General features: G+C 35.6%; 20 protein-coding genes. 19 read left to right on the top strand and 1 reads right to left on the bottom strand.

Features of this window, described 5'->3' with window-relative positions:
• Positions 1-733 precede the first annotated feature (733 nt).
• From V6S17_RS07885 to V6S17_RS07855, 7 genes are all read left to right on the top strand, one after another.
• On the top strand, positions 734-1,513 hold the full coding sequence (locus tag V6S17_RS07885) for a MurR/RpiR family transcriptional regulator (protein WP_029092126.1): 780 nt from the start codon (positions 734-736) through the stop codon (positions 1,511-1,513).
• 685 nt (positions 1,514-2,198) lie between these two features.
• Positions 2,199-3,779, top strand: coding sequence for a maltose/glucose-specific PTS transporter subunit IIBC (gene malX / locus V6S17_RS07880; RefSeq protein WP_036027584.1), 1,581 nt, complete (start codon positions 2,199-2,201; stop codon positions 3,777-3,779).
• Entirely contained in the window at positions 3,772-4,968 is a 1,197-nt protein-coding gene (locus tag V6S17_RS07875) for a MalY/PatB family protein (protein ID WP_029092124.1), read from the top strand. The genes malX and V6S17_RS07875 overlap by 8 nt, the downstream gene beginning before the upstream one ends.
• Positions 4,969-5,083: 115 nt before the next feature.
• Complete coding sequence (locus tag V6S17_RS07870) at positions 5,084-5,962, top strand: LysR family transcriptional regulator (protein ID WP_029092123.1); 879 nt, start codon at positions 5,084-5,086, stop codon at positions 5,960-5,962.
• 196 nt (positions 5,963-6,158) lie between these two features.
• Positions 6,159-6,560, top strand: coding sequence for a DUF2177 family protein (locus V6S17_RS07865; RefSeq protein ID WP_029092122.1), 402 nt, complete (start codon positions 6,159-6,161; stop codon positions 6,558-6,560).
• A gap of 34 nt (positions 6,561-6,594) precedes the next feature.
• On the top strand, positions 6,595-8,406 hold the full coding sequence (locus V6S17_RS07860) for a DAK2 domain-containing protein (RefSeq protein WP_029092121.1): 1,812 nt from the start codon (positions 6,595-6,597) through the stop codon (positions 8,404-8,406).
• Entirely contained in the window at positions 8,406-9,182 is a 777-nt protein-coding gene (locus tag V6S17_RS07855) for a DUF1295 domain-containing protein (RefSeq protein WP_029092120.1), read from the top strand. The genes V6S17_RS07860 and V6S17_RS07855 overlap by 1 nt, the downstream gene beginning before the upstream one ends.
• A gap of 84 nt (positions 9,183-9,266) precedes the next feature.
• Here V6S17_RS07855 and V6S17_RS07850 read toward each other — a convergent pair whose 3' ends face one another.
• On the bottom strand, positions 9,267-10,025 hold the full coding sequence (locus V6S17_RS07850; RefSeq protein ID WP_029092119.1) for a DeoR/GlpR family DNA-binding transcription regulator: 759 nt from the start codon (positions 10,023-10,025) through the stop codon (positions 9,267-9,269).
• Positions 10,026-10,249: 224 nt separating this feature from the next.
• On the opposite strand from V6S17_RS07850, the gene V6S17_RS07845 reads away from it, so the two are divergent.
• From V6S17_RS07845 to V6S17_RS07790, 12 genes are all read left to right on the top strand, one after another.
• Positions 10,250-10,783 carry a hypothetical protein gene (locus tag V6S17_RS07845; RefSeq protein ID WP_029092118.1) on the top strand — a complete coding sequence of 178 codons (534 nt, stop codon included), beginning with the start codon at positions 10,250-10,252 and terminating at the stop codon, positions 10,781-10,783.
• Positions 10,784-11,168: 385 nt separating this feature from the next.
• On the top strand, positions 11,169-12,734 hold the full coding sequence (locus tag V6S17_RS07840; protein ID WP_051457194.1) for an ABC-F family ATP-binding cassette domain-containing protein: 1,566 nt from the start codon (positions 11,169-11,171) through the stop codon (positions 12,732-12,734).
• Between the two features lie 881 nt (positions 12,735-13,615).
• Positions 13,616-16,126: a bacterial Ig-like domain-containing protein gene (locus V6S17_RS07835; protein WP_029092117.1), complete on the top strand. Its 2,511-nt coding sequence runs from the start codon at positions 13,616-13,618 to the stop codon at positions 16,124-16,126.
• Positions 16,127-16,621: 495 nt separating this feature from the next.
• Positions 16,622-16,858 carry an acyl carrier protein gene (locus tag V6S17_RS07830; protein WP_029092116.1) on the top strand — a complete coding sequence of 79 codons (237 nt, stop codon included), beginning with the start codon at positions 16,622-16,624 and terminating at the stop codon, positions 16,856-16,858.
• Positions 16,851-18,041 carry a beta-ketoacyl-[acyl-carrier-protein] synthase family protein gene (locus V6S17_RS07825; RefSeq protein WP_029092115.1) on the top strand — a complete coding sequence of 397 codons (1,191 nt, stop codon included), beginning with the start codon at positions 16,851-16,853 and terminating at the stop codon, positions 18,039-18,041. Before V6S17_RS07830 ends, V6S17_RS07825 begins: the two co-directional genes overlap by 8 nt.
• Before the next feature lie 77 nt (positions 18,042-18,118).
• Positions 18,119-18,691 (top strand): beta-ketoacyl synthase N-terminal-like domain-containing protein, encoded by a 573-nt coding sequence (locus V6S17_RS07820; protein WP_029092114.1) that lies wholly within the window; start codon positions 18,119-18,121, stop codon positions 18,689-18,691.
• Positions 18,692-18,754: 63 nt separating this feature from the next.
• Entirely contained in the window at positions 18,755-19,417 is a 663-nt protein-coding gene (locus V6S17_RS07815; protein WP_029092113.1) for a lysophospholipid acyltransferase family protein, read from the top strand.
• A gap of 517 nt (positions 19,418-19,934) precedes the next feature.
• Positions 19,935-20,171 (top strand): ATP-binding cassette domain-containing protein, encoded by a 237-nt coding sequence (locus V6S17_RS07810; protein WP_120482486.1) that lies wholly within the window; start codon positions 19,935-19,937, stop codon positions 20,169-20,171.
• A complete protein-coding gene (locus V6S17_RS07805; RefSeq protein ID WP_244877113.1) occupies positions 20,168-20,635 on the top strand; it encodes an ABC transporter ATP-binding protein in 468 nt (155 codons plus the stop codon). Before V6S17_RS07810 ends, V6S17_RS07805 begins: the two co-directional genes overlap by 4 nt.
• The gene (locus V6S17_RS07800) at positions 20,625-21,896 is read left to right on the top strand and encodes an ABC transporter permease (RefSeq protein WP_029092112.1); all 1,272 of its coding nucleotides are present in this window, start codon (positions 20,625-20,627) and stop codon (positions 21,894-21,896) included. Before V6S17_RS07805 ends, V6S17_RS07800 begins: the two co-directional genes overlap by 11 nt.
• An 18-nt stretch (positions 21,897-21,914) precedes the next feature.
• Positions 21,915-22,748, top strand: coding sequence for an ABC transporter ATP-binding protein (locus V6S17_RS07795; protein ID WP_029092111.1), 834 nt, complete (start codon positions 21,915-21,917; stop codon positions 22,746-22,748).
• Position 22,749: 1 nt separating this feature from the next.
• On the top strand, positions 22,750-23,460 hold the full coding sequence (locus V6S17_RS07790; protein WP_029092110.1) for an ABC transporter permease: 711 nt from the start codon (positions 22,750-22,752) through the stop codon (positions 23,458-23,460).
• Positions 23,461-23,472 lie beyond the last annotated feature (12 nt).

Below are 23,472 nucleotides of genomic sequence, written 5' to 3'. Positions count from 1 at the left end.
ATGGGAAATTAGCTTTTTTGTAAGTTTTTTTAAGGTTAATTATTTATTGAGCATAAGTAGATTTGTAAAAAGGAATGGCCGACCTTTAATGATACTGTTTGATTTTTAACGTTAACTCAAGGAAGAAAAATAATGATTTAATTAAGGTATACTGGAGTTAGCGCAAAGGAGGAGTCAAATGCATTGTTTTTTACAAATATTATATCTTTCAATTATAATTTATTGTGGCGTTAATTTTTTGATGGGAAAGAAACTATCACAATTAAATTTTAAAATAATCTTTCTGCTTATTCTGATAGGACTCGCCATTACTTCTTTTAGATCGTAGATGAAAAAAGCCTTTTCGTTTTGAAAAAGCTCTGTTAAAATTATAAAAATAAATGTTGAAAAAGTGATACAGTTAGCACAGACGTAAGAAGTGTGCCGGCAGCTGTTAAAATTATTACCCTGCGTATGTTTTGTTTATGCTCTGATTTCGATAATTCTTTAATAGCGAAATACCAGACGATGATACTTAGTATTGGAACAATCGTTAAATTCATAGTTAATCGCCTCCCATCTTTTATTATACAGAAATAAAAAATATTTGTGAGTAGAGATAATAAGCTTTTAATAAACAAATGATGATAGTTTCACTATTTTTTTGTAGAATGATAAAAAGTAATTTAAGATAGACTGTCTAAAATGATATGATATAAGTAACAGATACTTGATAGGTAGGGAGAGACGTGCAATGAATATACTAGTGAAAAAATTAGAACAGCACAAAGGGCATCTTAGTCAATTGGAAACAACCTTTTTAAATGATGTGATAGCATCTCCTGAGTTGTTCGTTAAAAGCACAATTGATTCGATTTCGAAGCGACTATTTATTTCAACAGCGACAATCAGCCGTTGTTGTAAACAGTTAGGTTTTGAAGGGTTTCAACAATTCAAATATGCAGTGGCTCAAGCACTTGAAAATAACGAAAGTGAAACTATTATGGATGTTCGCACTGAATCACTGACACATCAAGTTCAACGTATACAGACAGAAATTGAAAAAACATTAGCCCGTCTATCAGAAGAAAAATTAAACCAAGCGACTAATTACCTTATCAAAAGTCAGGCAATCGAATTTTTTGGAGTCGGTGCCTCGCTCCCAACATGTATGGAAGCAAGCCGTAAATTAACATTTGCAGGCAAAACAAGCTCCGCCCGAGGAGATTGGGATGAATTAGATATTGTTGCACGCAACCTTACAAAAAAAGATTTAGCCATTATCATTTCATATTCAGGAGAAACACCCCATGTTTTAGCCTATGCAAAAGCATTGAAAGCTAATAAAGTACCCGTTTTGGCATTGATTGGCTGTGAAAACAGCAGTTTGGAGAAACTAAGTACATTAACAATGACAGCAGCAGTCACTAATTGTTATTATGGTGAAATTGATATGTCCTCAAGAATCCCATTTAACGTTTTGTTAGAACTACTCATTTTAAATTATTTAAAAGCATCCGGCATTGAAAGATAATACTGACGTTGTTGCGAAGAAATGAGCTTACAAAGACAGTATGGGACGGAGCGCAAGCGAGTACCACTCCTTCTGTTGATGTACCACTCCTTTGCTAATATCGTAGCGAATTCATTCGCTTTACGAGAGTAGTATGGGACGGAGCGAGAGCGAGTACCACTCCATATGTTGATGTACGACTCCTTCTGTTAATACCTTAAGAGTACCACTCCATATGTTGATGTACCACTTCTTCTATCAACACCTTAAGAGTACAATTCCTTTTTATTCACAAGAACTGTATAAATTAAGCCACACTTTGTGTTGCTTTTTTTTTGCCAATATCGTAGCGAATTCATCCGTTTTACGAGAACAGTATGGGTGCTAATATCGTAGCGAATTCATCCGTTTTACGAGAGTAGTATGGGACGGAGCGACAGCGAGTACCACTCCTCATGTTGATGTACTAGTCCTTATGTTGATGTACTAGTCCTTATGTTGATGTACCACACCAATCCTTATGTTAATTACTTAGAGTACCACTCCTTATGTTGATGTACCAATCCTTTGTCACTTTGTTAGTATATTGTGACGAAATTTTTTTCGTCAAATGTAAGTTATTACTTTAATTCGAAAGCGCTTTCTTTATTGGGGTATATCTGTTAATTTTAAGTTATCAAATACAAGTTGAAAGAAGGTTATCACTTTGAAAAAAAAGAAATTTAGTTTCGGTGAGTTTTTCCAAGGGCTAGGTAAAACATTTATGTTACCTGTCGCATTACTAGCATTCATGGGTTTAATGCTCGGAATCGGGAGTTCATTTAGTAGCCCATCAACAATCGATAAATTTCCGTTTTTAGATCATACTTTTTTACAAGTCATTTTCCGTTTCATGTCAACAATCGGGGGGTTTGCATTCACCTATTTACCACTATTATTCGCGATGGCAATTCCATTAGGTCTTGCGCGTTATGAGAAGGGTGTCGCTGCATTCTCAGGTTTAGTAGGTTATATTATTATGAACTTATCAATTAATTTTTATCTAACAGAAACGAATACTTTAGCAAAATTAGATAATATGCGTGAAGCAGGGCAAGGCATGGTGCTAGGCATCCAAACAATTGAAATGGGTGTGTTAGGGGGTATCATCGTCGGTATTATTGTTTATCTTTTACATAAGCGTTTTTATACAATTCAGTTACCAGATGCATTTGCCTTCTTTGGTGGACCGCGTTTCATTCCTATAATTACATCATTAGTTTTAGGGATTGTCGGTATCTTAATTCCAATGATTTGGCCACTTTTTGCGATGGGAATTCAAGCAATCGGTGATTTAATTCAAAAAGCAGGTATCTTCGGGCCATTCTTGTTTGGTTCAGGAGAACGTTTATTATTACCGTTTGGTTTACATCATATATTAGTTGCAATGATTCGTTTTACAGAAGCAGGTGGTACAGAAGTTGTTAACGGCAATACTATTTCAGGTGCACTTAATATTTTTTATGCGCAACTACAAGGTGGTGGACCGATTAGTCCATCGGCAACAGCGTTCCTATCACAAGGTAAAATGCCAACATTTATGTTTGGTTTACCTGCAGCAGCATTAGCAATGTACCATGTCGCATTGCCATCTCGTCGCTCTAAGGTAAAAGGCCTGCTGATTTCAGGTGTTCTTGCAACATTTGTAACAGGGATAACTGAACCAATTGAATTTTTATTCCTCTTCATCGCACCCTTACTTTATCTTTTCCACGTTATTATGACAGGACTGGGATTCATGGTGATGTCATTATTAGGAGTTGTCATCGGTAATACAGATGGGGGCGTACTTGATTTCCTTATTTTCGGATTGATGCAAGGAACTTATACAAAATGGTATCTTGTGCTAATTGTCGGGGTCATTTGGTTTGTTATTTATTACCTTGTCTTCCGTTGGGCAATCAAAAAATTCAACATTAAAACTCCTGGACGTGAAGAGGTTATTGAAGATGATGTTGAACGTTCAGCTGAAGAAATGACACACGGTAAAAAAGGTCGTTATGATGCCGCGCGTATCTTAGCAGCATTAGGTGGCAAGGAAAACATTGCAGATTTAGATAACTGTGTGACACGATTACGTCTTGTTGTAAACGACATGTCCCTTGTTAATGATGCCGAATTAAAAGCCTGTGGAGCACTCGGTGTAATGAAATTGGATGCTACAACTTTACAAGTGGTAATTGGCTCGCAAGTCGCTACAGTTAAAAACGAAATTGAACGGATAATGGAAGGTGATCATAATGAATAATACACCAGACTTTAATAACGTTATAGATCGTAAGGGAACATTTTGTACGCAATGGGATTATGTAAAAGACCGTTTTGGACAAGAAGACCTTCTACCATTTACTGTCTCTGATATGGACTTAAACGTACCATCAGAGATAGTGACTGCTTTGAAAGACCGATTAAGTCATGAAGTTTTTGGTTATACTCGTTGGAATCATGACTATTTTAAAGAAGCGATTGTCTCATGGTATCAACGCCGTTACGATACAAAAATTGCTGATGACTGGATTGTTTACAGTCCAGCAGTGATTTTTTCAGTCGCGAAACTAATTGAAATGTGGTCGAATCCAGGTGATGGCGTCCTTGTGCAAACACCAGCATATGATGCATTTTTCAAAGTGATTGAATCCAATGACCGTCAACTGGTGGAAAATCCATTGCACTATGTTGAGGGTATTTATACCATCGACTTTGAAGATTTGGCAGAAAAATTAGCATACGATACAACTAAAATATTGTTATTATGTAGTCCACATAATCCAACAGGACGTATTTGGACAAATAAAGAGTTAGAGAAAATCGTCGAACTCTGTGAAAAACACCAAGTTAAAATCATTTCAGATGAGATACATATGGATGTTAATGCGCCTGAACACCAAGCCTATCCGTTAGTGCGTTTGAACCGTTATTTAGACAACATTGCCATTTGTACATCGGCAAGCAAAACATTCAATACGCCAGGGTTAATTGGCTCTTATTGTGTGATTCCCTCTGAAAAAGTACGTGCTGATTTTTTAATCGCTTTGAAAAATAAAAACGGTTTATCCTCAACTAGTATTCTGGGAATGATTAGTACAGTCGTGGGCTATAATGACTGCGCGTATTGGGTAGATGCCCTTAATGAGCAGGTAGCAGTTAATATGCAAGTGATTGCTGATTTTTTAGCAGAACATCTTCCCGCAGTTACTTTTAAAAAACCAGAGGCAACGTACTTAGCGTGGCTAGATGTCAGTGCTCTCGGGTATAGTGGCGAACAGCTGCAAGAGGCATTGATTAATATCGGGAAAGTAGCTATTATGCCAGGTGCAACTTATGACCCCGGTAATGATCATTTTATTCGCTTTAATGTTGGCTGCTCACAAGCAAAATTAATTGAGGGTTTGAATCGGATGAAGATTGCAGTTTCTGCGTTAAATAATTCAAAATAATTTTTTTGTAATATCTTGTACAGAAAAAAGATAGCGAGTATACTATATATAGAAAAATTGTGCAATTCAGCACGTGTATATCGTTTTCGGTATCTCTTTGTAGGAGGAAAAAATAATGAATTTAAGGCATTTAATGATTTTTAAACAAGTAGCAAAAGATGGCAGTGTAACGGTGGCAGCAAATAACTTGCTACTTAGCCAACCTGCTGTATCGCGAGCAATTAAAGAGTTTGAGAAAGAACTAGGATTAGAATTATTTGATCGTATATCAGGTAAAATCTACATTAATCAATCAGGTAAAATAATCTTAACAAAAGCCGAAAAAGTGTTGATGTTAATTGATGATATCGGAGATTTGTCTCATAAACTGGCACAGCAAAAGAACTTACGAATGGGTGCCACAATTACAATTGCAAGTACATTGATGTCGCAAATTATCAAAATGCATGAACGTAATTACCCTGAGAACAAAGTGACTGTTTTGGTTGATAACCCAACAGATATCGAACGTAAAATACTTAATAATGAGCTGGATTTAGCCTTGGTTGAAGGCGTTAGTTCAGAAAAAGAAATATCAACAATGACGTTATCAGAGTATGATTTATGTTTTATATGCTCTGTTAATAACCCGTTGGCAAAACAAGCAAGCGTTACGATTGATGACGTTTTGAAGGAGCGTTTATTGTTGCGTGAAAAAGGGAGTGCTGTTCGTGATACATTCGATAACTATTTAGCGATGCGAAATATTAGTCCTGAAGCGGTTTGGACGAGCGTTAATTCACCTTCACTTGTTCAAGCAGTGAGCGAAAACCTAGGTGTGTCAATTTTAGCTGCTGACATTGTGCGCAACGTTCGTACAAAAGAGGATATCAAAGAACTTAATATTGAAAATTTCAAATTGACGAACAGTATTGGTATTATCTATCGAACAGACAAACAAAATCATACCGGAGTTAAAGAAATGATTGAAGTCGTACAAAAAATTATTCGCTAACGCTCTAAATAAGGTATAATAAGAATACAGTGATTCATTATTCAAACAAATCCACGTGGGTGTTACAACTTGACGATGGGGGCATTCTCTTTGAGGTGCCCTTTTTTGTTGTTTTAAGCTGTGTAGTACCGTTTTAAAGCTGAACATGATAAAATAGTTATCAGTTGATAAGCGAAATAAGGAAGGGGAAATTATAATGAAAAGATATGCTAAGTTATTTTTAACAAGCGCAGTGATTTTTTTAGTTATTGATTTATTGTGGTTAGCAGTCATTAGTCGTCAGTTATATGTTGACCAATTAGGTGGTTTAATGGGAGAAACGCGTATCATTCCTGCAGCGATTTTTTATGTGTTGTTTATGACCGGTTTATTGTTTTTTGTTATTGTACCCGCGTTGAATAAAAATAAGCTATCTTATGCTATATTAGTCGGTGGCTTTTTTGGACTCATTTGTTATGGCACATATGACTTAACGAATCTAGCAACACTTGAAAATTGGCCTGTAGTAATCACAGTGCTTGATTTAATTTGGGGGACATTTATTAATGCTGCGACAGCTGGTTTAGTTTTTTGGATAGCAAAACGTCGCCAGTGGTAAATCGTTACAGTATGAAAAGGGGAGTCAAATTCAAATGACTGAATTATTAGAAATAAAAGGGCAACAATTATTACTAGCATTTAAAGTAGGGGCACGTGATGTCATTAAAAAAACGGAAAAACTTAACGCAATCAATGTATTTCCAGTTGCTGATGGTGATACTGGCAGTAACCTTGCATCATTAATGCGTGAAGTTTTGGCCGTACAGGCGTCGGAGAGTGAAACCGTATCTGTCATTTGTAATCGTATCGGTGAAGCGGCTCTTATAGGTTCACGTGGAAACTCAGGTATTATTTTTGCACAGTACTTAAATGGTTTTGCGCAACATATGCCTGAAAAATTAGCGATTACAATTGATGATTTTATAAAAGGTGCGCATGGCGCTGTCGAGAGTGCCTATCAATCAATTAATAATCCGACAGAAGGAACGATGCTCAGCGTGATGAGAGATTTTGCCAATGCGATTGTGATGTCAAAAAAAACGCAGTCATCTTTATCAAATATCATCACTCAAAGCATTGCAGCTGCAGAAGTTAGTGTGAATAATACGCCGAATCAGCTCAAACTCTTAAAGTTAAATGCAGTGGTAGATTCAGGTGCGTTGGGCTTTTATACCTTTATTGAAGGCATGAGCAACGCGTTAACGAATCCAGACATGATGAGTGAAGAGAATTTAACTGTAGAGCCACAGCTGCGTTTACAAGAGGTTGAAACACATCGTTTTGCAGAAGCGCCGACTTATCGTTATTGTTCGGAAGCACTTTTAAGTAATGTTAATCTAAGTGCCACAGAAGTTAAAGCAGCCATTTCAGATTTAGGTGATTCACTTGTTGTGGCAACGAGTCAAAACAGTGCACGGATTCATATTCATACCAATACACCTGAACGTTTTTTCCATCAAATCGCAACATTCGGCACAGTGGTTGATCAAAAGGTAGATGATATGTTATTGCAGTATCAAGTGAAACAAGAACGCAAACACCGTATTGCACTTGTCACAGATTCAATTGCGGATTTACCAGCAGAATTTATTCTAGAACAGCAAGTTCAAGTGTTGCCGATGAACTTGTTAATTGATGAAACCAGTCATTTGGACAAATTAACCATCACGTCGGATTATTTTTATCAGCGTGATTTAACAGCTCGTGTGAGTTCTTCACAACCCAGTCTGCGCCTCATTGAGAATCGTTTTGCTTACTTGAAAAGTTATTATGAGGAAGTAATTGTTGTGACAGTAGCAGAAAAATTAAGTGGTACATTTTCAGTTATCAAAAAAGTCGCAGAAGAAATGAGCACACCCACTTTTAAAATTGTGATGATTGACTCGAAACAAAATGCAGTCGGACAAGGGTTAGTTGTCTTACAAATTGCAGATTGGATAGCCGCAGGTAAAACACTGAGCGAAATTGAAAAGTTAGCGGAGCCATTGGTTGCGAACACTGAAATTTTCGTAAGTGTTGATACAGTTGATGGGATGATCCAATCAGGGCGTTTACCTGGACGATTAGGACCACTTGCGAAGCGACTTAATCTGAAACCGATGATTGGCTTAAAAGCTGACGGAGGTGGAACGATTAAGGGTATAGCATTAAGTACCAAAGGTAGCGAAAAGCAATTGTTGAAAAAAATTGCACGACTGCATCGTAAGCAGCCTATTACTCGTTATGCTATTGTACATGGGAATGATGCTGTACGAGCACAACGGATGGCAGCATTGGCAGAACAACAACTAGGGTTTAAACCGGCCTTCATTGAGGAAATATCAACAGTAGTCGCTATGAGCGCAGGTGAAGGAGCCGTTGCAATTGGAACAACTCAAGGAGAGAAAGAGGAGGGGAATAACTAATGTTAGTTTATCTAGTCGTTACACTGTGTCTATTTGTTTATTTCACAGCATTATTTTTCATCGCGCAAGCTCTACATAATAATTCAATTATTGATTTAGCTTGGGGACCAGGTTTTGTTATTGTTATCTGGGCAGGTTATCTTTTAATGGCGGAAAAAACACAAATTGCGACGATTGTTTTGGTACTTGTTACAATTTGGGGTGTCCGTTTATTTGCACATTTGGCAAAAAGAAACATTGGTAAACCCGAAGATTACCGTTATGTGAACATGCGTAAACGTTGGGGAACAAATTTTGCAAAATTAAAAGCATATTTGAATGTTTTTGTACTACAAGGGGTATTGTTATATATCGTAGCATTACCTTTATTTAAAGTAACAACAGCTGAACCAGCTGAAATGTCTTGGTGGAATTACCTTGGGATTATTATTTGGGTGATTGGTTTCGCTTATGAAGTCATTGGTGATTGGCAATTAACAGCATTCAAAAATAACCCAGCTAATAAAGGTAAATTATTGACGACCGGTTTATGGTCTACAACACGTCACCCAAATTATTTCGGTGAAGCATTGAGCTGGTGGGGTATCTTTATCCTTACGATTACATCAGTCGGCTCGCTCATCGGTATAATAGGTCCGATTATTATTACACTGTTATTGTTGTTCGTTTCAGGTGTACCATTACTTGAGAAGAAATACCGCGATCGTCCTGATTTTCAAGTGTATGCACAAAAAACAGCGAAGTTTGTACCGTTTATTGGTAAAAAAGGTTTGTAAACCCACCGTTTAAAATAGAACACATGAGAAAAGCAGCCCAGACAAAATCTAATAGTCAGGAGGCTGCTTTTTTATGATTGATAGCTATTCAGCGATTAATAATTTAATCTGTTGTTCTTCAAAAAAGTCACGATAAGTGTTGTCGATGGGGTTATTGGTCACAACCGTAGAAACATCTGCTAATGGCATATAAGTCAATAGCGTCGCTTTTTCAAATTTTGAATCATCAACAAGTAAAAAAATTTCATCTGCAATTTGAACAAGGTTCTTTTTGATTTCATGTTCCATCAAGTCGCTATTTGTAACACCACTATGTATAGATACAGCAGTAGCCGCCATAAATGCCTTGGAAATATTGTACTGGCTCAATTTAGCTTCCATATGTAAGCCGACAAAAGAACGTGTTTCTCTCTTATAGTGGCTGCCTAAGCTTAATAAAGCAATATTAGGATGCAAAGCACACGCGTTCATAATATCCAAGTTATTAGTTAAGACAGTGATATTAATGTCATTCGGTAGATAGTCAATGATGCTACGAGTAGTTGTCCCAGAATCAATAAAGATAAAATCGCCCGGTTTAATTTGTGCAGCTGCCAATTGCGCAATGCGCTCTTTCGCTGTTGCATGAACGATGTTACGATGTTCAAACGGCGTTAAGCCATAGTTAACAACTGATTTAACACCACCATAAACTTTTTCAATTGAACCATCCTGTAAAATGATATTAATATCACGGCGAATGGTATTTTTAGAAACACCGAAGTAATCACATAATTCATCTAGTGTAGCCGAACCTTTAGTGTGTATGTATTCTTCAATTTTCACTAAACGTTTTGTTTTCATAGTCGTACACATCCATTCATCAGGATTTAAACATTCTCTATCTTGAAACTTATCATATTTTTTCTATATAAGCAACAGCATTACACACACCACTAAAAAGTGATAACTAAATGTGACAAAATAGTTTGTTTTCACAAGGGTATGTCTATAAATTAAGGTGGAAAAGCGTTACAATATAATAGATAGAGTGTTTTTTTATTAAATTAAAAGTAGGTGAGTACAGAATGTTAAATGGCAAACAACAACTATTAATTTTAGCTTTGATTGCAGTCATCGGTATTGGCAGTTCTGCTCTGTTTTGGTATAACCATACAGCCTCAACATCTACGAATGTTTTGGAGAAGGAAATTGCTGATAAAGAAATTGAAGTCGCTGATTTAGTAAACGATTTAAATAAAATGAAGGCAGAAAAAGCAGCAGAAATAGAAGCTCAAGCAGATGAAAAAGCAAAAATCAAAGAGGCACCACTAGATAGTCAAGCAATCAATGAAATTAACACTAATTATTTGGCAGACAGAGACTTAGCAGCCAATTATAATGGGGCACAAGTGATAGTGAGTGCAACCAGTGATCAAATGCAGCAAAAAATGCAAGCAAGTAAGAAGCCTGGTGAAGAACAAACATTTATGACCGATAAAATCACGCCAGAGCTGCGCATGATTAGCGAAAAACATAATAATGTTACAGTTGTACTCATCAATGCAAAAGGTGAGAGCATTATTGTAATAAAAGAGGGTAAGGTTGATTACCGTTTTTAAACAGCACGACTTGTGAAAAAAGTAAAAGCATGACATAATGGTAAAAATGAGTTGATGAAGGGAACGGTGGCAAGAATGACGAAAGTTATTATTGTTGATAAACTGGTTAGACGCTAATGCTCTGTAGATGAATCACTGTATCTATGGAGCCTAAATGTTTTTTAATCTTCGATGTCACCGCAGTTTACGGTGTTATTTAAGATGTGAATAAACATTTTGAACAGTATTGAATATCTGGATGAAAAACAGTGTTCATATTGGTTTTAGGCTGCTTAAATGTAGCCTTTGCCCGTATCCCGAAGCAGAGGTACTCTTTTGAATGAAGAGGCATCCTGCTTTTTTTTGTTTGTCTGATTTAATAGTATGATGAAAAGAGGAAATAAGAATGAGTTTATTACGGATTGAAAACTTAAAATATGAATTACCCGATAAGGTGCTTTATGAAAATGGCGACTTGCAGTTAAACCCTGGCGATCATTTAGGTTTAGTTGGTAAAAATGGCGCTGGAAAAACAACATTGCTTAAAATTTTAATGGGTGAAATAATGCCAGATGAAGGACGCATTGTCTGGGGACGAAGAACAACAGTGGGCTATTTGCAACAACATCTGCAATTTAGTGACGAAGAAACCATTACTACTTATCTTCAAACAGCCTTTGCTCGTTTATATCAATTAGAAGCTGAAATTGGTGAGATGTACATGCGTGTTGCTGATGAACCTGATTTATTAGCTAAAATTGGGGACAAACAAGAAGAATTGGAACAACGTGAGTTTTACCAAATTGACAGTAAAATAGAAACAATCGCTAGTGGTTTAGGTATTAATGTAATGGGATTAGACCGTCAGTTGAACCAGCTAAGTGGGGGACAAAAATCGAAAGTCATGTTGGCGAAATTATTACTTGAACAACCAGATGTCTTGTTATTAGATGAACCGACGAACTATTTAGATGATACACATATTGAATGGTTCACTAATTTCTTAAATCCTTTTACAGGAAGTTTTGTTGTTATTTCCCATGATGAAGCTTTTCTTGATGGCATAACAAACTGTATTTGTGATATTGAATTTGGGCGTATCAAAAAGTATCCAGGAAATCTCCATAAAGCTTTAAAACTTAAAGCCGAAGCAAATGAAGTGTATTTAAAAAATTATTATCAACAACAAGAAAAAATTGAAAAGATGGAAAAATACATCCAAAAATATAAAGCGGGATCTCGTTCGACAATTGCTAAAAGTCGTGAAAAGCAATTGAATCGTATTGAACGTTTAACACCACCGAGTACCAATGCGATAGGTGAATATGTGTTCCCTTATGTTAATACGAATTCGGATATGACAATTAGTCTCCAAAAACTTGAAATTGGTTATGAAGCACCATTATTACCACCTATCAATTTAAGTATTACGACAGGTGAAAAAGTCCTGATTAAAGGATTTAATGGTCTAGGGAAATCAACGTTGTTAAAAACAATTTTAGGGTTAATTTCATCATTAGGCGGGAATGCTCAAATGCCAACGAGTGGAAAAGTGAATTACTTTTCTCAAGAGTTAGAATGGGACGATAGTAATGATACACCGTTTAGTTTTATCAAAGAGAAATTACCAAACCTAACTAATAAAGAAGTGCGCAGCAAGTTATCAAAAAGTGGCTTAAATGCAGAACACGTCGAAAAGCCGCTCATTCAATTAAGTGGTGGGGAACAAACAAAAGTTAAATTGTGTGCGATGACCCTTGTGAATAGCCACATTCTTATTTTAGATGAGCCGACTAACCATTTAGATAAAGCGACAAAAAATGCGCTCACAACCGCAGTGAAAAATTACCAAGGCACCGTTGTTTTAGTCTCACATGAGAAAAGTTTTTATGAAGGAGTCGTCACTAAAGTAGTGGACGTTGAAAGTATGGGTGCTACTATCGTAGCGGATTCATCCGCTTTACGAGAGTAGTATGGTGCTGTTATCGTAGCGGTTTTATCCGCTTTACGAGAGTAGTATGGGTGCTGTTATCGTAGCGGTTTTATCCGCTTTACGAGAGTAGTATGGGTGCTGTTATCGTAGCGGTTTTATCCGCTTTACGAGAACAGTATGGGACGGAGCGCAAGCGAGTACCAATCCATATGTCTTAAGAGTACGGTTCTGTATGTTAATTCCATATGTAAATGTCTTAAGAGTACGGTTCTGTATGTTAATTCCATATGTAAATGTCTTAAGAGTACGGTTCTGTATGTTAATTCCATATGTAAATGTCTTAAGAGTAGCGTTCTGTATGTTAATTCCATATGTAAATGTCTTAAGAGTAGCGTTCTTTATGTTAATTCCATATGTAAATGTCTTAAGAGTAGCGTTCTTTATGTTAATTCCATATGTAAATGTCTTAAGAATTACAATTCCTTATGTTAAGATATTAAGTTTTATATTAACGTTTTTATGTTCGCCAATCCATTACAAAATGTTGTCTGTGTTTAACGTACTAGAAATAATATACGAAAAAGAATTTCCAATATTTTTGGAGATTCTTTTTTTTTGGATATATAGAGTTTGTAAACGCAAAATAAGATTATCTATCTAAAAATACCTCTGATAAAATCGAGAGAGGGATAAGTTTAAATTCACCCAAAAGAGTATATTTTTATAAAAAAAAGTGGGGACTTAAAATCAGCGGTATAAAAAACATATCACTCTTATTATTTTAGACGACACATTCAATAAAATTAGATTAGTAACCGTTTTTAAAGTTACCACGATTTTTTATTTATTGAGGAGGGATGGCAAATAAAACGCAACTAAATGATCGAAAAGCGACATAGTAATATCAAGGAGGAGTCAAAGTGAAAAAAATAAGCTTTATTCTGATAGTGGGGCTTTTAATAAGTAATCTATCTGTACCATTCATAACAAATGCATCAAGTGTCAGTCAGACAGACAACACAATGGAAAAAAGTTCGACAGAAAAAAAAGAGAATGAAGAAAAAAGTAATACGTCATCAAGTGAAAACACTGAAATAAAAAAAGAGAATGAAGAAAAAAGTAATACGTCATCAAGTGAAAACACTGAAATAAAAAAAGAGGATGAAGAAAAAAGTAATACGTTATCAAGTGAAAACACTGAAATAAAAAAAGAGTCAGAACAAGCAATTACAGTGAGCGAGCAATCACTATCAAATAGTTCGACAAAAGCGACGACTTCAAAACAACCAGTTCAAAAAGTGGTGTCTCCAACGGCTATTGCTTATGGTAATTGGGGTGGGACAAGGTACTCGCGTGATACAAGCACAAATACCATGACATTTATTAGCGGTGGATCAGCTGGCTCTGTAGATGCTGCTCCTTGGAAAAACTTCAAAGCTGAAAAAATCATTTTTAATAGTACGGTCGTTATGCCTAGTAATATGAATGCTATGTGGAGTGGCGCGTTGTACTTAAAGTCCTTTGAAAAAATGAGCAATGTTAATGTATCAAATGTCACATCAATGGCAACGATGTTTTATAATAATATGTCATTGGAAAAAATCGATTTAAGGGGCTGGGACACGAGTAAGAACACATCCTTTAGTTGGGCATTTAGGTTTGCTGGTGCTTTAACTTCCGCTAATCTAGCTAACCTTAATGTATCAAATGTCACGAATTTCTCGGGGATGTTTGAAGGGGCTAGAAGCTTGAAGGAGGTCGATTTCAGTGGTTGGAAACGCAGTTCAAGAACAGTTACTAGCAGTAACATGTTTGCTGGAGCGACACAATTGAAAAAAATAACGATTCCAACAGGAACATCATTCAGAGTAGATGCAGCCTTAGAACCTATTACGGATACTGATAATTACAGCGGCAGTTGGATTTCAGAAAATGAGAAAGGGAGGACATATACACCCGCAGAATTCATGGGATATGTTTCACGTAATGCTGGTACGTATGTGTGGGAACGTAAAAAAATTGATCTTAAAGTTGAGTACCGTGATGAAAATAACAAATTAATTTCCGGAGCACAAACAAAAAAATTGCAAGGTTATAAAGGTGATAGTTATGACGTATCTACCCCTGAATACAAGCAATCAATTCCAGGTTATAGTCTCTTGGAAGATAAACTACCAACAAATGCTAAAGGAAAATATAATGAAGATGCTACAATTGTTTACAGATATATGAAGTATAAAACACCGACATTGAAAGCGAAAAATTCAAGGTTGTATCACACACAGACATATAATCCAAAGGATAATTTCGTATCCGGGACAGATGCACTGGGTGCGTTAATTTTGCCAAATGATGCGAACTTGAGTTTTGGTGGCGAAGAAGTTAAAATGACAGAGCCAGGGACATATAAGCAAACAATCACCTACTCTTATGGTGATAAACAGACGGTAACTGCCGATTATAATGTTGTTGTAATAAGGGATCAAACAACGGTGGAAACGCAAGATGTTAAATTATATGTGGGGGATACATTTGACCCGAATTCACCATTAACAAATGTACGAAATAAAGATGGTGAGCGACTTGATGCAGCAGATATTGTGCGTTTAGGTTATTATTACATCAATGGTAATATAATCTCAGAGTTTGAAAAAATACAGATTGATACAAGCAAAATTGGACGGTATCAATTAAATATTGCACTTAGGAATGCAGTGCAAGCTGGAATTGTATCTGAAATGAAGTTTATTAATGTGGTGGAGGATCAAACGAGTATTGAGGCCAAGGATATTGAGTTGAATAGAGGAGATAAATACGATCCTGAAGCCGGTTTTATTCAGGCAACAAATGCTGATGGAGAGGTGCTTGCTTTTGATAAGAAGATGACTTGGGGTTTAAATGGTGTTGAGGTTGATACGACTGTCGCAGGGACATATCAAGTTGTTTATGGTATAAAAGACCATAATGGTGAATTAATTACTGTGACTAAAAATGTGGTTGTTAACAATTTAGATAAAGAAATTAACGTAACGCTACCAATTGAGATGCTTTTTAGCAATACGGAAGATAAAACAGTAAATAAAAAAATTGAATCTAATCGCTATAAAATTATTAATAACTCACAGACCCATTCAGTCGAGCTAGAATTAAGCGCATTTAAAGAAGTAGTCACTGATGGTATTAAACTGTTAACTTCAACAGAACGTGACCCTGTTAATTATAGTGAAGCCGCTCGTTTGAATTTAGTTGTGGATAATAATCAGCAAATTTCCTCTTTGAATAAAGATACGCCAGTTTCAGCTATGGGAGTCATAAAAAAACAAAAACAAATGAATTTACAGTTTACTGGAAGTTACTTTGGTGAAATAAGGAAAGATTCTGTAAAAAAAATCAAACAACAATTAGTATTAAAATTTAGTGTGCCTCTTTAAGTGAGGCAAAATAAACCATCATTGAAGCCGCGTAAATGTTTAGGCTTGCTTCATGCTGATTACCAAGGTGTATTAGTTAACAGTAATTGGGCAAAGTTTTTATAAAAAGGTAAAAGAGTTAATTCGTAATTTGAAAAGTATGAGTACGTCATATGACATAAAATAAAGCTTCAATAAAAGACAAACAAATGTTTACTAAAAACAGTCGTGTATTTGCGACTGTTTTTTTGCGTTTCTTTTGCTTCATATAGAAGCGGATTTAGGGGAAGGCTTTTCTAATTATCATTTTTTGGAGTAGTCACAATTTTTTTGTGGAGGACTATTATAAATTCAAAGCAATTGTTTCTCAAATTGTTTATTAACAAAATCACTCTTTTTTTTGAAAAAAACACGGTGATATTTCTCAAATTTAAAAAAGTATTACCTTAGTAAACAGTTTATCATAGGTCTAGTAAACAAAAAGTGACATTATGTTACAAAGAAGGAGCGAATAGAATGGAAAATGAAATTAAACAAATTATTAGTGATGTATCTAAAGTAGCAATGACAGAGGTTCATGAGGATGCTGAACTTGGAAACGATTTAGCTATTGATTCACTTGATTTATTAGACGTTGTAACAGAGCTTGAAAAAAAATATCAAATCGATATTCCTGCAGAAGACATGACGGATTTTATAACTGTAAAAGATATTATTACAGCAGTACAAAGCACGGTTAAGTCTAATGAGTAAACGTGTTGTTATTACTGGTATTGGTTTGGTGACACCAATCGGACGATCACATTCGTTTTGGGAAAACTGTTTAGCTGGTAAAGTAGGAACTTCACAGGTAGAGAACGCTGTCTTTACATATGCGAATAGTTTTATGGGAGGCCAGATCAAAGATTTTCAAATAAGTAACCATTATCAAGAAGAGAACTTAGCAACAATCGGACGTGGGAGTCAATTGTTATATGATGCTATGCAACAATGTCTTAATCAAAGCAATACTAACATTGATGAAATCGCAGCTTTGTATGTAGGTACAACGATGGGTGAAGCAAGTCTAGATGAATCAGTCGATCATTATTTTAATGGCTGTCGTGTCCCACAACAATTGCGTGAACGTAATGAAAAACAACGTCTCATTTTGGATACACTCGCCTTGATGACAACAAAAGCTATTCCTCAGTATCTGGTGGGAAATGCATGTTCAGCTGGTAATTATGCATTAAGTCACGCTTATGATGATATTATGAGCGGTCGATCAAATACCGTTTTAGCAGGGGGAGTTGAGCCATTCTCCGCCGTTTCATTATTAGGATTTAAACGTTTAAATGCTTTATCAAAAAATGTATGTCGCCCTTTTTCAAAAGATCGAGACGGTATGCTCGTATCTGAAGGTGCAGCAATCTTGCAGTTAGAAGAATTAGAACATGCAAAAGCGCGTAATGCTATCATCATTTCTGAATTAACCGGCATCGGATTATCGAGTGATGCCCATCATATTAATATTCCACACCCTGAAGGTAGCGGTTTAAAAATAGCGATTGAAAACGCCCTGAAAGATGCAAAGATAGCGGGGAGTATGATTGACTACATTTCATTACATGGCACAGGAACGCAAAAAAACGATTCTATTGAAGCGCGTGTTCTTAATGACTTATTCGATAATAAAGCACCGAGTGCAAGTTCTATTAAATCGATGATTGGTCATACGATGGGGGCTTCTAGTGCAATTGAAGCCGCAGTCTGTTGCTTAGCAACACAAAACAATGTTGTGCCACCAACGGTTAACTTTATTGAAGCTGATCCTGAATGTGCAATTGATTGTATTCCCAATAAGGCCCGTCAGTTAACAGTTGATTATGCTTTAAATCTTTCTGCAGGTTTTGGTGGAACAAATGCAGCGCTCATTTTCAAAAAATATCAGTAAAGAGGGAGGGCCTCATTATTAACGAATATATAAAACACAAGTATAGTGTTGATCCCACTAGAAGTGAGACACATATAGTGGATGAAAAGACAGTCACGCTAGTAAAGCTCAGTCTACCAGCAGTGGATGCACCTTTAAATCACCGTCTAGGGAAAAAAAGTTTGCGGTTACCAGAGGCAATCCAAATCGCTGTGTATGAAAGTGGAAAATTACTTCAACTAGCGAACATTGATGTGGATGCACCGTTAGGCTCAAGGTGGGCGGTGTATGTAGACGCACCTTACAGTCATATTGAAAACACCTATCAGTTAATGAAAGAAGCCTATGATAGCTCACCAACCTATATTAGCCCGATGAAATTTCCAAGTTCAGTGTTGAATAGTATGTCTGGTTGGCTATCTGTTGCTTATGGCATTACCGGACCTAATTCAACAATATTTAATGGGTTCACAGGTGGTAGGGGGGCATTTGATTTGGCAGTTAAAAATATCGATGCCGCTAGACTTGATTATGCGTTAGTTGTCTACTTAAAAGAATATACACCTTATATTTTAGAAAATATCACGATTGAGCAGCACCAGCTTCATTTTGAGGAAGAAATGACAATTTTAATCTTACAATCGCCACATGTGAATTCAAAAGAAGCCTAAGCATTGGTTTGTTTTTTAACAACAATGGAGCAATAACACGTAAACGATAGAGGGGGTTCCATCATGTTTAAAAAATTCAAAAGAAACATGCAAATAAAAAAATATACCTTATTAGGAAATGCGATTAAAGAAACGTATTTAAAAAACTACGATAAAATCACAAATCATGTCGAACTGTCAGATGATGTGTTTATTAAACAATTTATCATCGTGTCTTGGCACCAAGGAATCGGCGCAATGTTACATTTTCTACTCGTGACCAAACCACCAAAGCTAGCAGTCATTATGTCTAATAATCCACAAAATTTTATTTGTATCCCATTGTTTGAACATTTAAATATTGAAATTATACGTCAAGATGAAAATGATACGAATGCTTTTGCGCGTGCAAAACAGATTCATCATTATTTAACCGAAGGTTACTCTATTTTTAATTTTTCTGACGGGCCTAATGGACCAAGTAAAGTATTTAAAAAGGATATGCTGTTTTTCTCTAAAAAATATAAAATTCCGATTTTACCACTCATTGCAACCGCAGACAACTATACATTATTAAGGAAATCGTGGGACCAATCCTATTTATTAAATGCAAAAACCAGTCAATTTTGGGTTAGAAATGATGTGTCGATGGTTGTAACAGATCTTGAAAAAGATGCGCTCACAATTACTAAACAATTGAATGAACTCGAAAGCGAATTGTTCGAGTTAAGAGACAGCACCAAGTAAGCAATAAGTTAGATTGAAGGGAGGTGGAATCTATGGTTACAGGATTAGCTATACTTGCGGGTATCGGTGGCGTTGGATTATTATCACTTTGCTAATAAAAAAGCCACAATGAAGAAAAAAATGTGAATTAGGTACTTAGAAAGTACTGAAGTAGGTCAATAATCTAGTGTTTTATTATGCTAAAGAAGCACTCAAAGGAGGTGGAATCTATGTTTACAGGATTAGCTATACTTGCAGGTATCGGTGGCGTTGGACTATTATCACTTTGCTAATAAAAAGTCACGGAGAATAAAACAAAATAGAGGTACTTAAAAAGTACTGAGGTATGTCAGCAATCTCAAAAGTATGTGTAACAGCTATTTGTACGAAACCTCACAATGGTTCCTATAGTTAACTGTTACACATCTTTATTCATGTGTTGTTTTAAAAATTGTCAAATAACAGTAGTAATTGTCTATTTCTAAAAAAGCACACGAATAGTGTTTTAGAGTTGTTTGTGAACATAGAAGGAGTGATAATGATGAATTTTATTGAACTTAAGAACATTAATAAATCTTATGGTAAAAATCAGCAATATAAAGTATTAAAAGGAATCAATTTAACGATTCAACAAGGGGAATCTGTTGCAATTGTTGGGAAAAGTGGTTCTGGTAAATCAACGCTGATGCACATACTTGCGTTGCTTGATATTCCAACCTCAGGATCCATTGTGCTAAATAGTATGGAAATCGAAGCATTAAAAGAAAAAAAGTGAATCAAATTCGTAATGAACAATTCGGTTTTGTTTTCCAACAGTTTTTTATGAAACCAAAAGATACCGTACTAAACAATGTGCTGTTACCATTACAGATTGCTAGTGAATCTTATAAACTATCAGCAAAACAACGTAAAATCAAAGTTCTGGAAGCTCTAGAAGCCGTAGATTTAAAAGAAAAAGCATTAAGTCGTGCAGCAGATTTATCAGGTGGGCAAAAGCAGCGTGTGTGTATCGCCCGCGCACTGGTTAATAATCCGGGTGTTATATTTGCTGATGAACCCACAGGTAACTTAGATAGCAAGACAAGCGATAAAATTCAAACATTATTGTTTGATATAAATAAAGCTAAAGGAATAACCTTAGTAGTTGTAACACACGATGATGATTTTGCAAAAAAATTCGATCGCCAATTTTATTTACAAGATGGTGAAATTATAAAGGAGTACAGCAATGACAATTAAAGATCTGCTTATATCAGCAATGAAAAATATCCTACAACATAAAACCCGTACCATTTTAACAATTATTGCGATTTTAATTGGGACGTTTACAATCTCTTTAACAATCGGTATTAATGTGGGTGTTAATAAATACCTGGATGATCAACTAGGCAATATCGGTGGTGAGAATAATCTAACCATTGCACGTAAAACAGATAATGGATTAAATATTGATAACAGTGAGCCAGTTGAATATAAAGATGGTACGTCTCAAGCTGCGACACTAACAGAAAAAGACATCAATAAAATAAAGAAGGTAACAAATATCATTGAAGTAACTCCAATCCAAACCCCAATCATTGAATATGCAAAAAGTGGGGATGGAAAAAAATATCTTTTGCCAGTATCGACTGCAATTAATGGTATTTCAAATACAATGCAAGCAGGAAACATGGTAGATATGTCAGCAAAAGAAAATCAAATAATTATAGCACCAGAATATGTGAAAACATTAGGCTTAAAATCAAATAAGAAAGCCGTGGGCAAAAAAATAAAATTGGCCATTACTTCTCAAGTTGATGAATCTGAAAAAATAATTGAAGCAAAGGTTGTCGGCGTATTAACAAAAAGCCTCATTCAAGGTGGACAATCGCGTGTCAATAAACAGTTAGCAGATCAGATTTTGGCTATTAATAATAAGGGCGTTCCGGCGAAAATTAAAAATAGTTATCAATTTTTAACTGTGGAAGTAAAACCAAGTACGGATGCTCAAACGATGAAAACAGTCAAAAAAGATCTGGATAAATTAGGCTTTATGTCACAAACAGTGGAGGATTCAGTTGGGATTATTTATACAGTAATTAATGCAGTTACGGGTGTATTAACTTTATTTGGTATGTTATCGCTTTTTGCAGCTTGTTTCGGTATTATCAATACACTCTATATGTCAGTACAAGAACGAACACGGGAAATCGGTTTAATGAAAGCTTTAGGAATGAGTAAACGAAAGATTTTTATTCTGTTTAGCTTTGAAGCAATTTTAATTGGTTTCTTAGGTTCATTATTGGGAATTGTGAGCGCGCAATTATTAGGTAGTGGCATCAACTCCATTGCATCTAGCGGTTTTTTAGAAGAGTTATCAGGATTGAAATTAGTTGATATTAGTCTAATGACTGCGAGTATCATTTCATTATCAATTATGCTGGTAGCATTTATTGCAGGGACTTTCCCAGCTAAAAAAGCAGCCAAATTAGATCCGATTATCGCTTTGCGACATGAATAAAAAGGAGGGGGCAAGTGGATGACTTATGAAATTGTGTCTATGAAAAAAGTCAATAAGAAATTCTCTGGAAAAACGGCATTAGAAAATATCAGTTTTAGTATTTTAAAAGGAGAAATTTTCGGCTTTTTAGGCCCCTCAGGTTCAGGTAAAACAACAACAATTAATATTTTGACTGGGCAACTGGCACAAGATTCAGGAGAGGCATATTTGTTAGGCAAAGCGGTTTCTGAACTTGGAAGAAATGAATTTTCTAATATGGGAATTGTCAGTGATACCAGTGGTTTTTATGAAAAAATGACAGTGTATAAAAACTTATTAATTTACGCTAAACTTCATGGTGTTTTAGCGATTGAAATCACAAATTTATTACAGAATGTTGGTTTATTACAGCACCAAAATAAATTAGCTTCAGAACTCTCTACTGGTATGCGACAACGAATGTTATTAGCACGGGCGATGATTAATCGTCCACACATTTTATTTTTAGATGAGCCAACGAGTGGCTTAGATCCTTATACATCAAAAAAAATCCATCAACTACTATTAGAGCTACAAAAGCAGGGAACGACTATTTTTTTAACAACACATGATATGGAAGAAGCAACATTATTATGTAATGAAATAGTATTACTCAACAAGGGTATCCTGATTGAATCAGGTAATCCTAAAGAGCTTATAGCAAAATACACGCAAGAAAGTCTTGTTATTATTACAAATGATGTCGGTAAACAAACGACGGTGCGCTTTAAAAAAGAAAGCCTTGATAAATACTGTTTAGATGACACTTTTTCAATACACTCCTGTGAACCGACATTATCACAAATTTTTATTCGACTGACTGGAGATAAATAAGATGATGAGAATTAAAGCACTTATTTGGTTACGTACCAACATAATATGGAGTAATAAAAACATGCTGATATTGATAGCTATGCCTTTTATGATGAGTATTTTTTACGGTAAATGGATGGTAATTCCTGAAGAGCAACGTTTAGCAATTTTACTGATGTGTTTAGCGATGAGTTTTGCTTTTTCTGCAGGTAATATGGTCGTTAATTTTATCGCTGAAGAGAAAGAAAAAAACAATTTGAGAGCATTGATGCTTGCAGGTATAAATAGTTTTGAATATATCTCTGCAACGCTGTTTTTCCCAGTTATTATAGGCCTTTTCGCCTTAGTTACAGTGCCGCAATTAACAGGGACTGCTAAATATTTAAAAGGTAATATAGGTCCTTATATGCTGTTAGGACTAATGACAATGTTAGTGGTTATTTTATTGAATTTAATGATAGCTATTGCATCAAAAACACAAACACAAGCGCAAATAACGGCATTACCGATTACTTTGATGACTACTTTTTTGCCAATGGTAGCAGGTATTAATCCAGTTCTTCAAGTGATCAACAACTATACTTTTATGGGTGATTTCACCTTATTCTTCAATAATCTCTCAATAGGAAAAGTATCACAATCACCGCCTTATGTTAGTTGTACATGGTTGGTTTTTTTAATAATAATCAATGTCTTTTTATTTAAAAGAAATCAACGTCAACATATTAAATAGTTCTTTTTTGTA

Source organism: Brochothrix thermosphacta DSM 20171 = FSL F6-1036 (assembly GCF_036884295.1).
Lineage (GTDB): Bacteria > Bacillota > Bacilli > Lactobacillales > Listeriaceae > Brochothrix > Brochothrix thermosphacta.
This window is presented reverse-complemented; position numbering and strand designations above follow the sequence as displayed.

What these genes read in the sequence shown, in the direction of transcription:
- V6S17_RS07885 (WP_029092126.1), top strand. Translation starts at nt 734, where the DNA reads ATGAATATACTAGTGAAAAAATTAGAACAGCACAAAGGGCATCTTAGT.
- V6S17_RS07875 (WP_029092124.1), top strand. Translation starts at nt 3,772, where the DNA reads ATGAATAATACACCAGACTTTAATAACGTTATAGATCGTAAGGGAACA.
- V6S17_RS07870 (WP_029092123.1), top strand. Translation starts at nt 5,084, where the DNA reads ATGAATTTAAGGCATTTAATGATTTTTAAACAAGTAGCAAAAGATGGC.
- V6S17_RS07865 (WP_029092122.1), top strand. Translation starts at nt 6,159, where the DNA reads ATGAAAAGATATGCTAAGTTATTTTTAACAAGCGCAGTGATTTTTTTA.
- V6S17_RS07860 (WP_029092121.1), top strand. Translation starts at nt 6,595, where the DNA reads ATGACTGAATTATTAGAAATAAAAGGGCAACAATTATTACTAGCATTT.
- V6S17_RS07855 (WP_029092120.1), top strand. Translation starts at nt 8,406, where the DNA reads ATGTTAGTTTATCTAGTCGTTACACTGTGTCTATTTGTTTATTTCACA.
- V6S17_RS07850 (WP_029092119.1), bottom strand. Translation starts at nt 10,025, where the DNA reads ATGAAAACAAAACGTTTAGTGAAAATTGAAGAATACATACACACTAAA.
- V6S17_RS07845 (WP_029092118.1), top strand. Translation starts at nt 10,250, where the DNA reads ATGTTAAATGGCAAACAACAACTATTAATTTTAGCTTTGATTGCAGTC.
- V6S17_RS07840 (WP_051457194.1), top strand. Translation starts at nt 11,169, where the DNA reads ATGAGTTTATTACGGATTGAAAACTTAAAATATGAATTACCCGATAAG.
- V6S17_RS07830 (WP_029092116.1), top strand. Translation starts at nt 16,622, where the DNA reads ATGGAAAATGAAATTAAACAAATTATTAGTGATGTATCTAAAGTAGCA.
- V6S17_RS07825 (WP_029092115.1), top strand. Translation starts at nt 16,851, where the DNA reads ATGAGTAAACGTGTTGTTATTACTGGTATTGGTTTGGTGACACCAATC.
- V6S17_RS07815 (WP_029092113.1), top strand. Translation starts at nt 18,755, where the DNA reads ATGTTTAAAAAATTCAAAAGAAACATGCAAATAAAAAAATATACCTTA.
- V6S17_RS07810 (WP_120482486.1), top strand. Translation starts at nt 19,935, where the DNA reads ATGATGAATTTTATTGAACTTAAGAACATTAATAAATCTTATGGTAAA.
- V6S17_RS07800 (WP_029092112.1), top strand. Translation starts at nt 20,625, where the DNA reads ATGACAATTAAAGATCTGCTTATATCAGCAATGAAAAATATCCTACAA.
- V6S17_RS07795 (WP_029092111.1), top strand. Translation starts at nt 21,915, where the DNA reads ATGACTTATGAAATTGTGTCTATGAAAAAAGTCAATAAGAAATTCTCT.
- V6S17_RS07790 (WP_029092110.1), top strand. Translation starts at nt 22,750, where the DNA reads ATGATGAGAATTAAAGCACTTATTTGGTTACGTACCAACATAATATGG.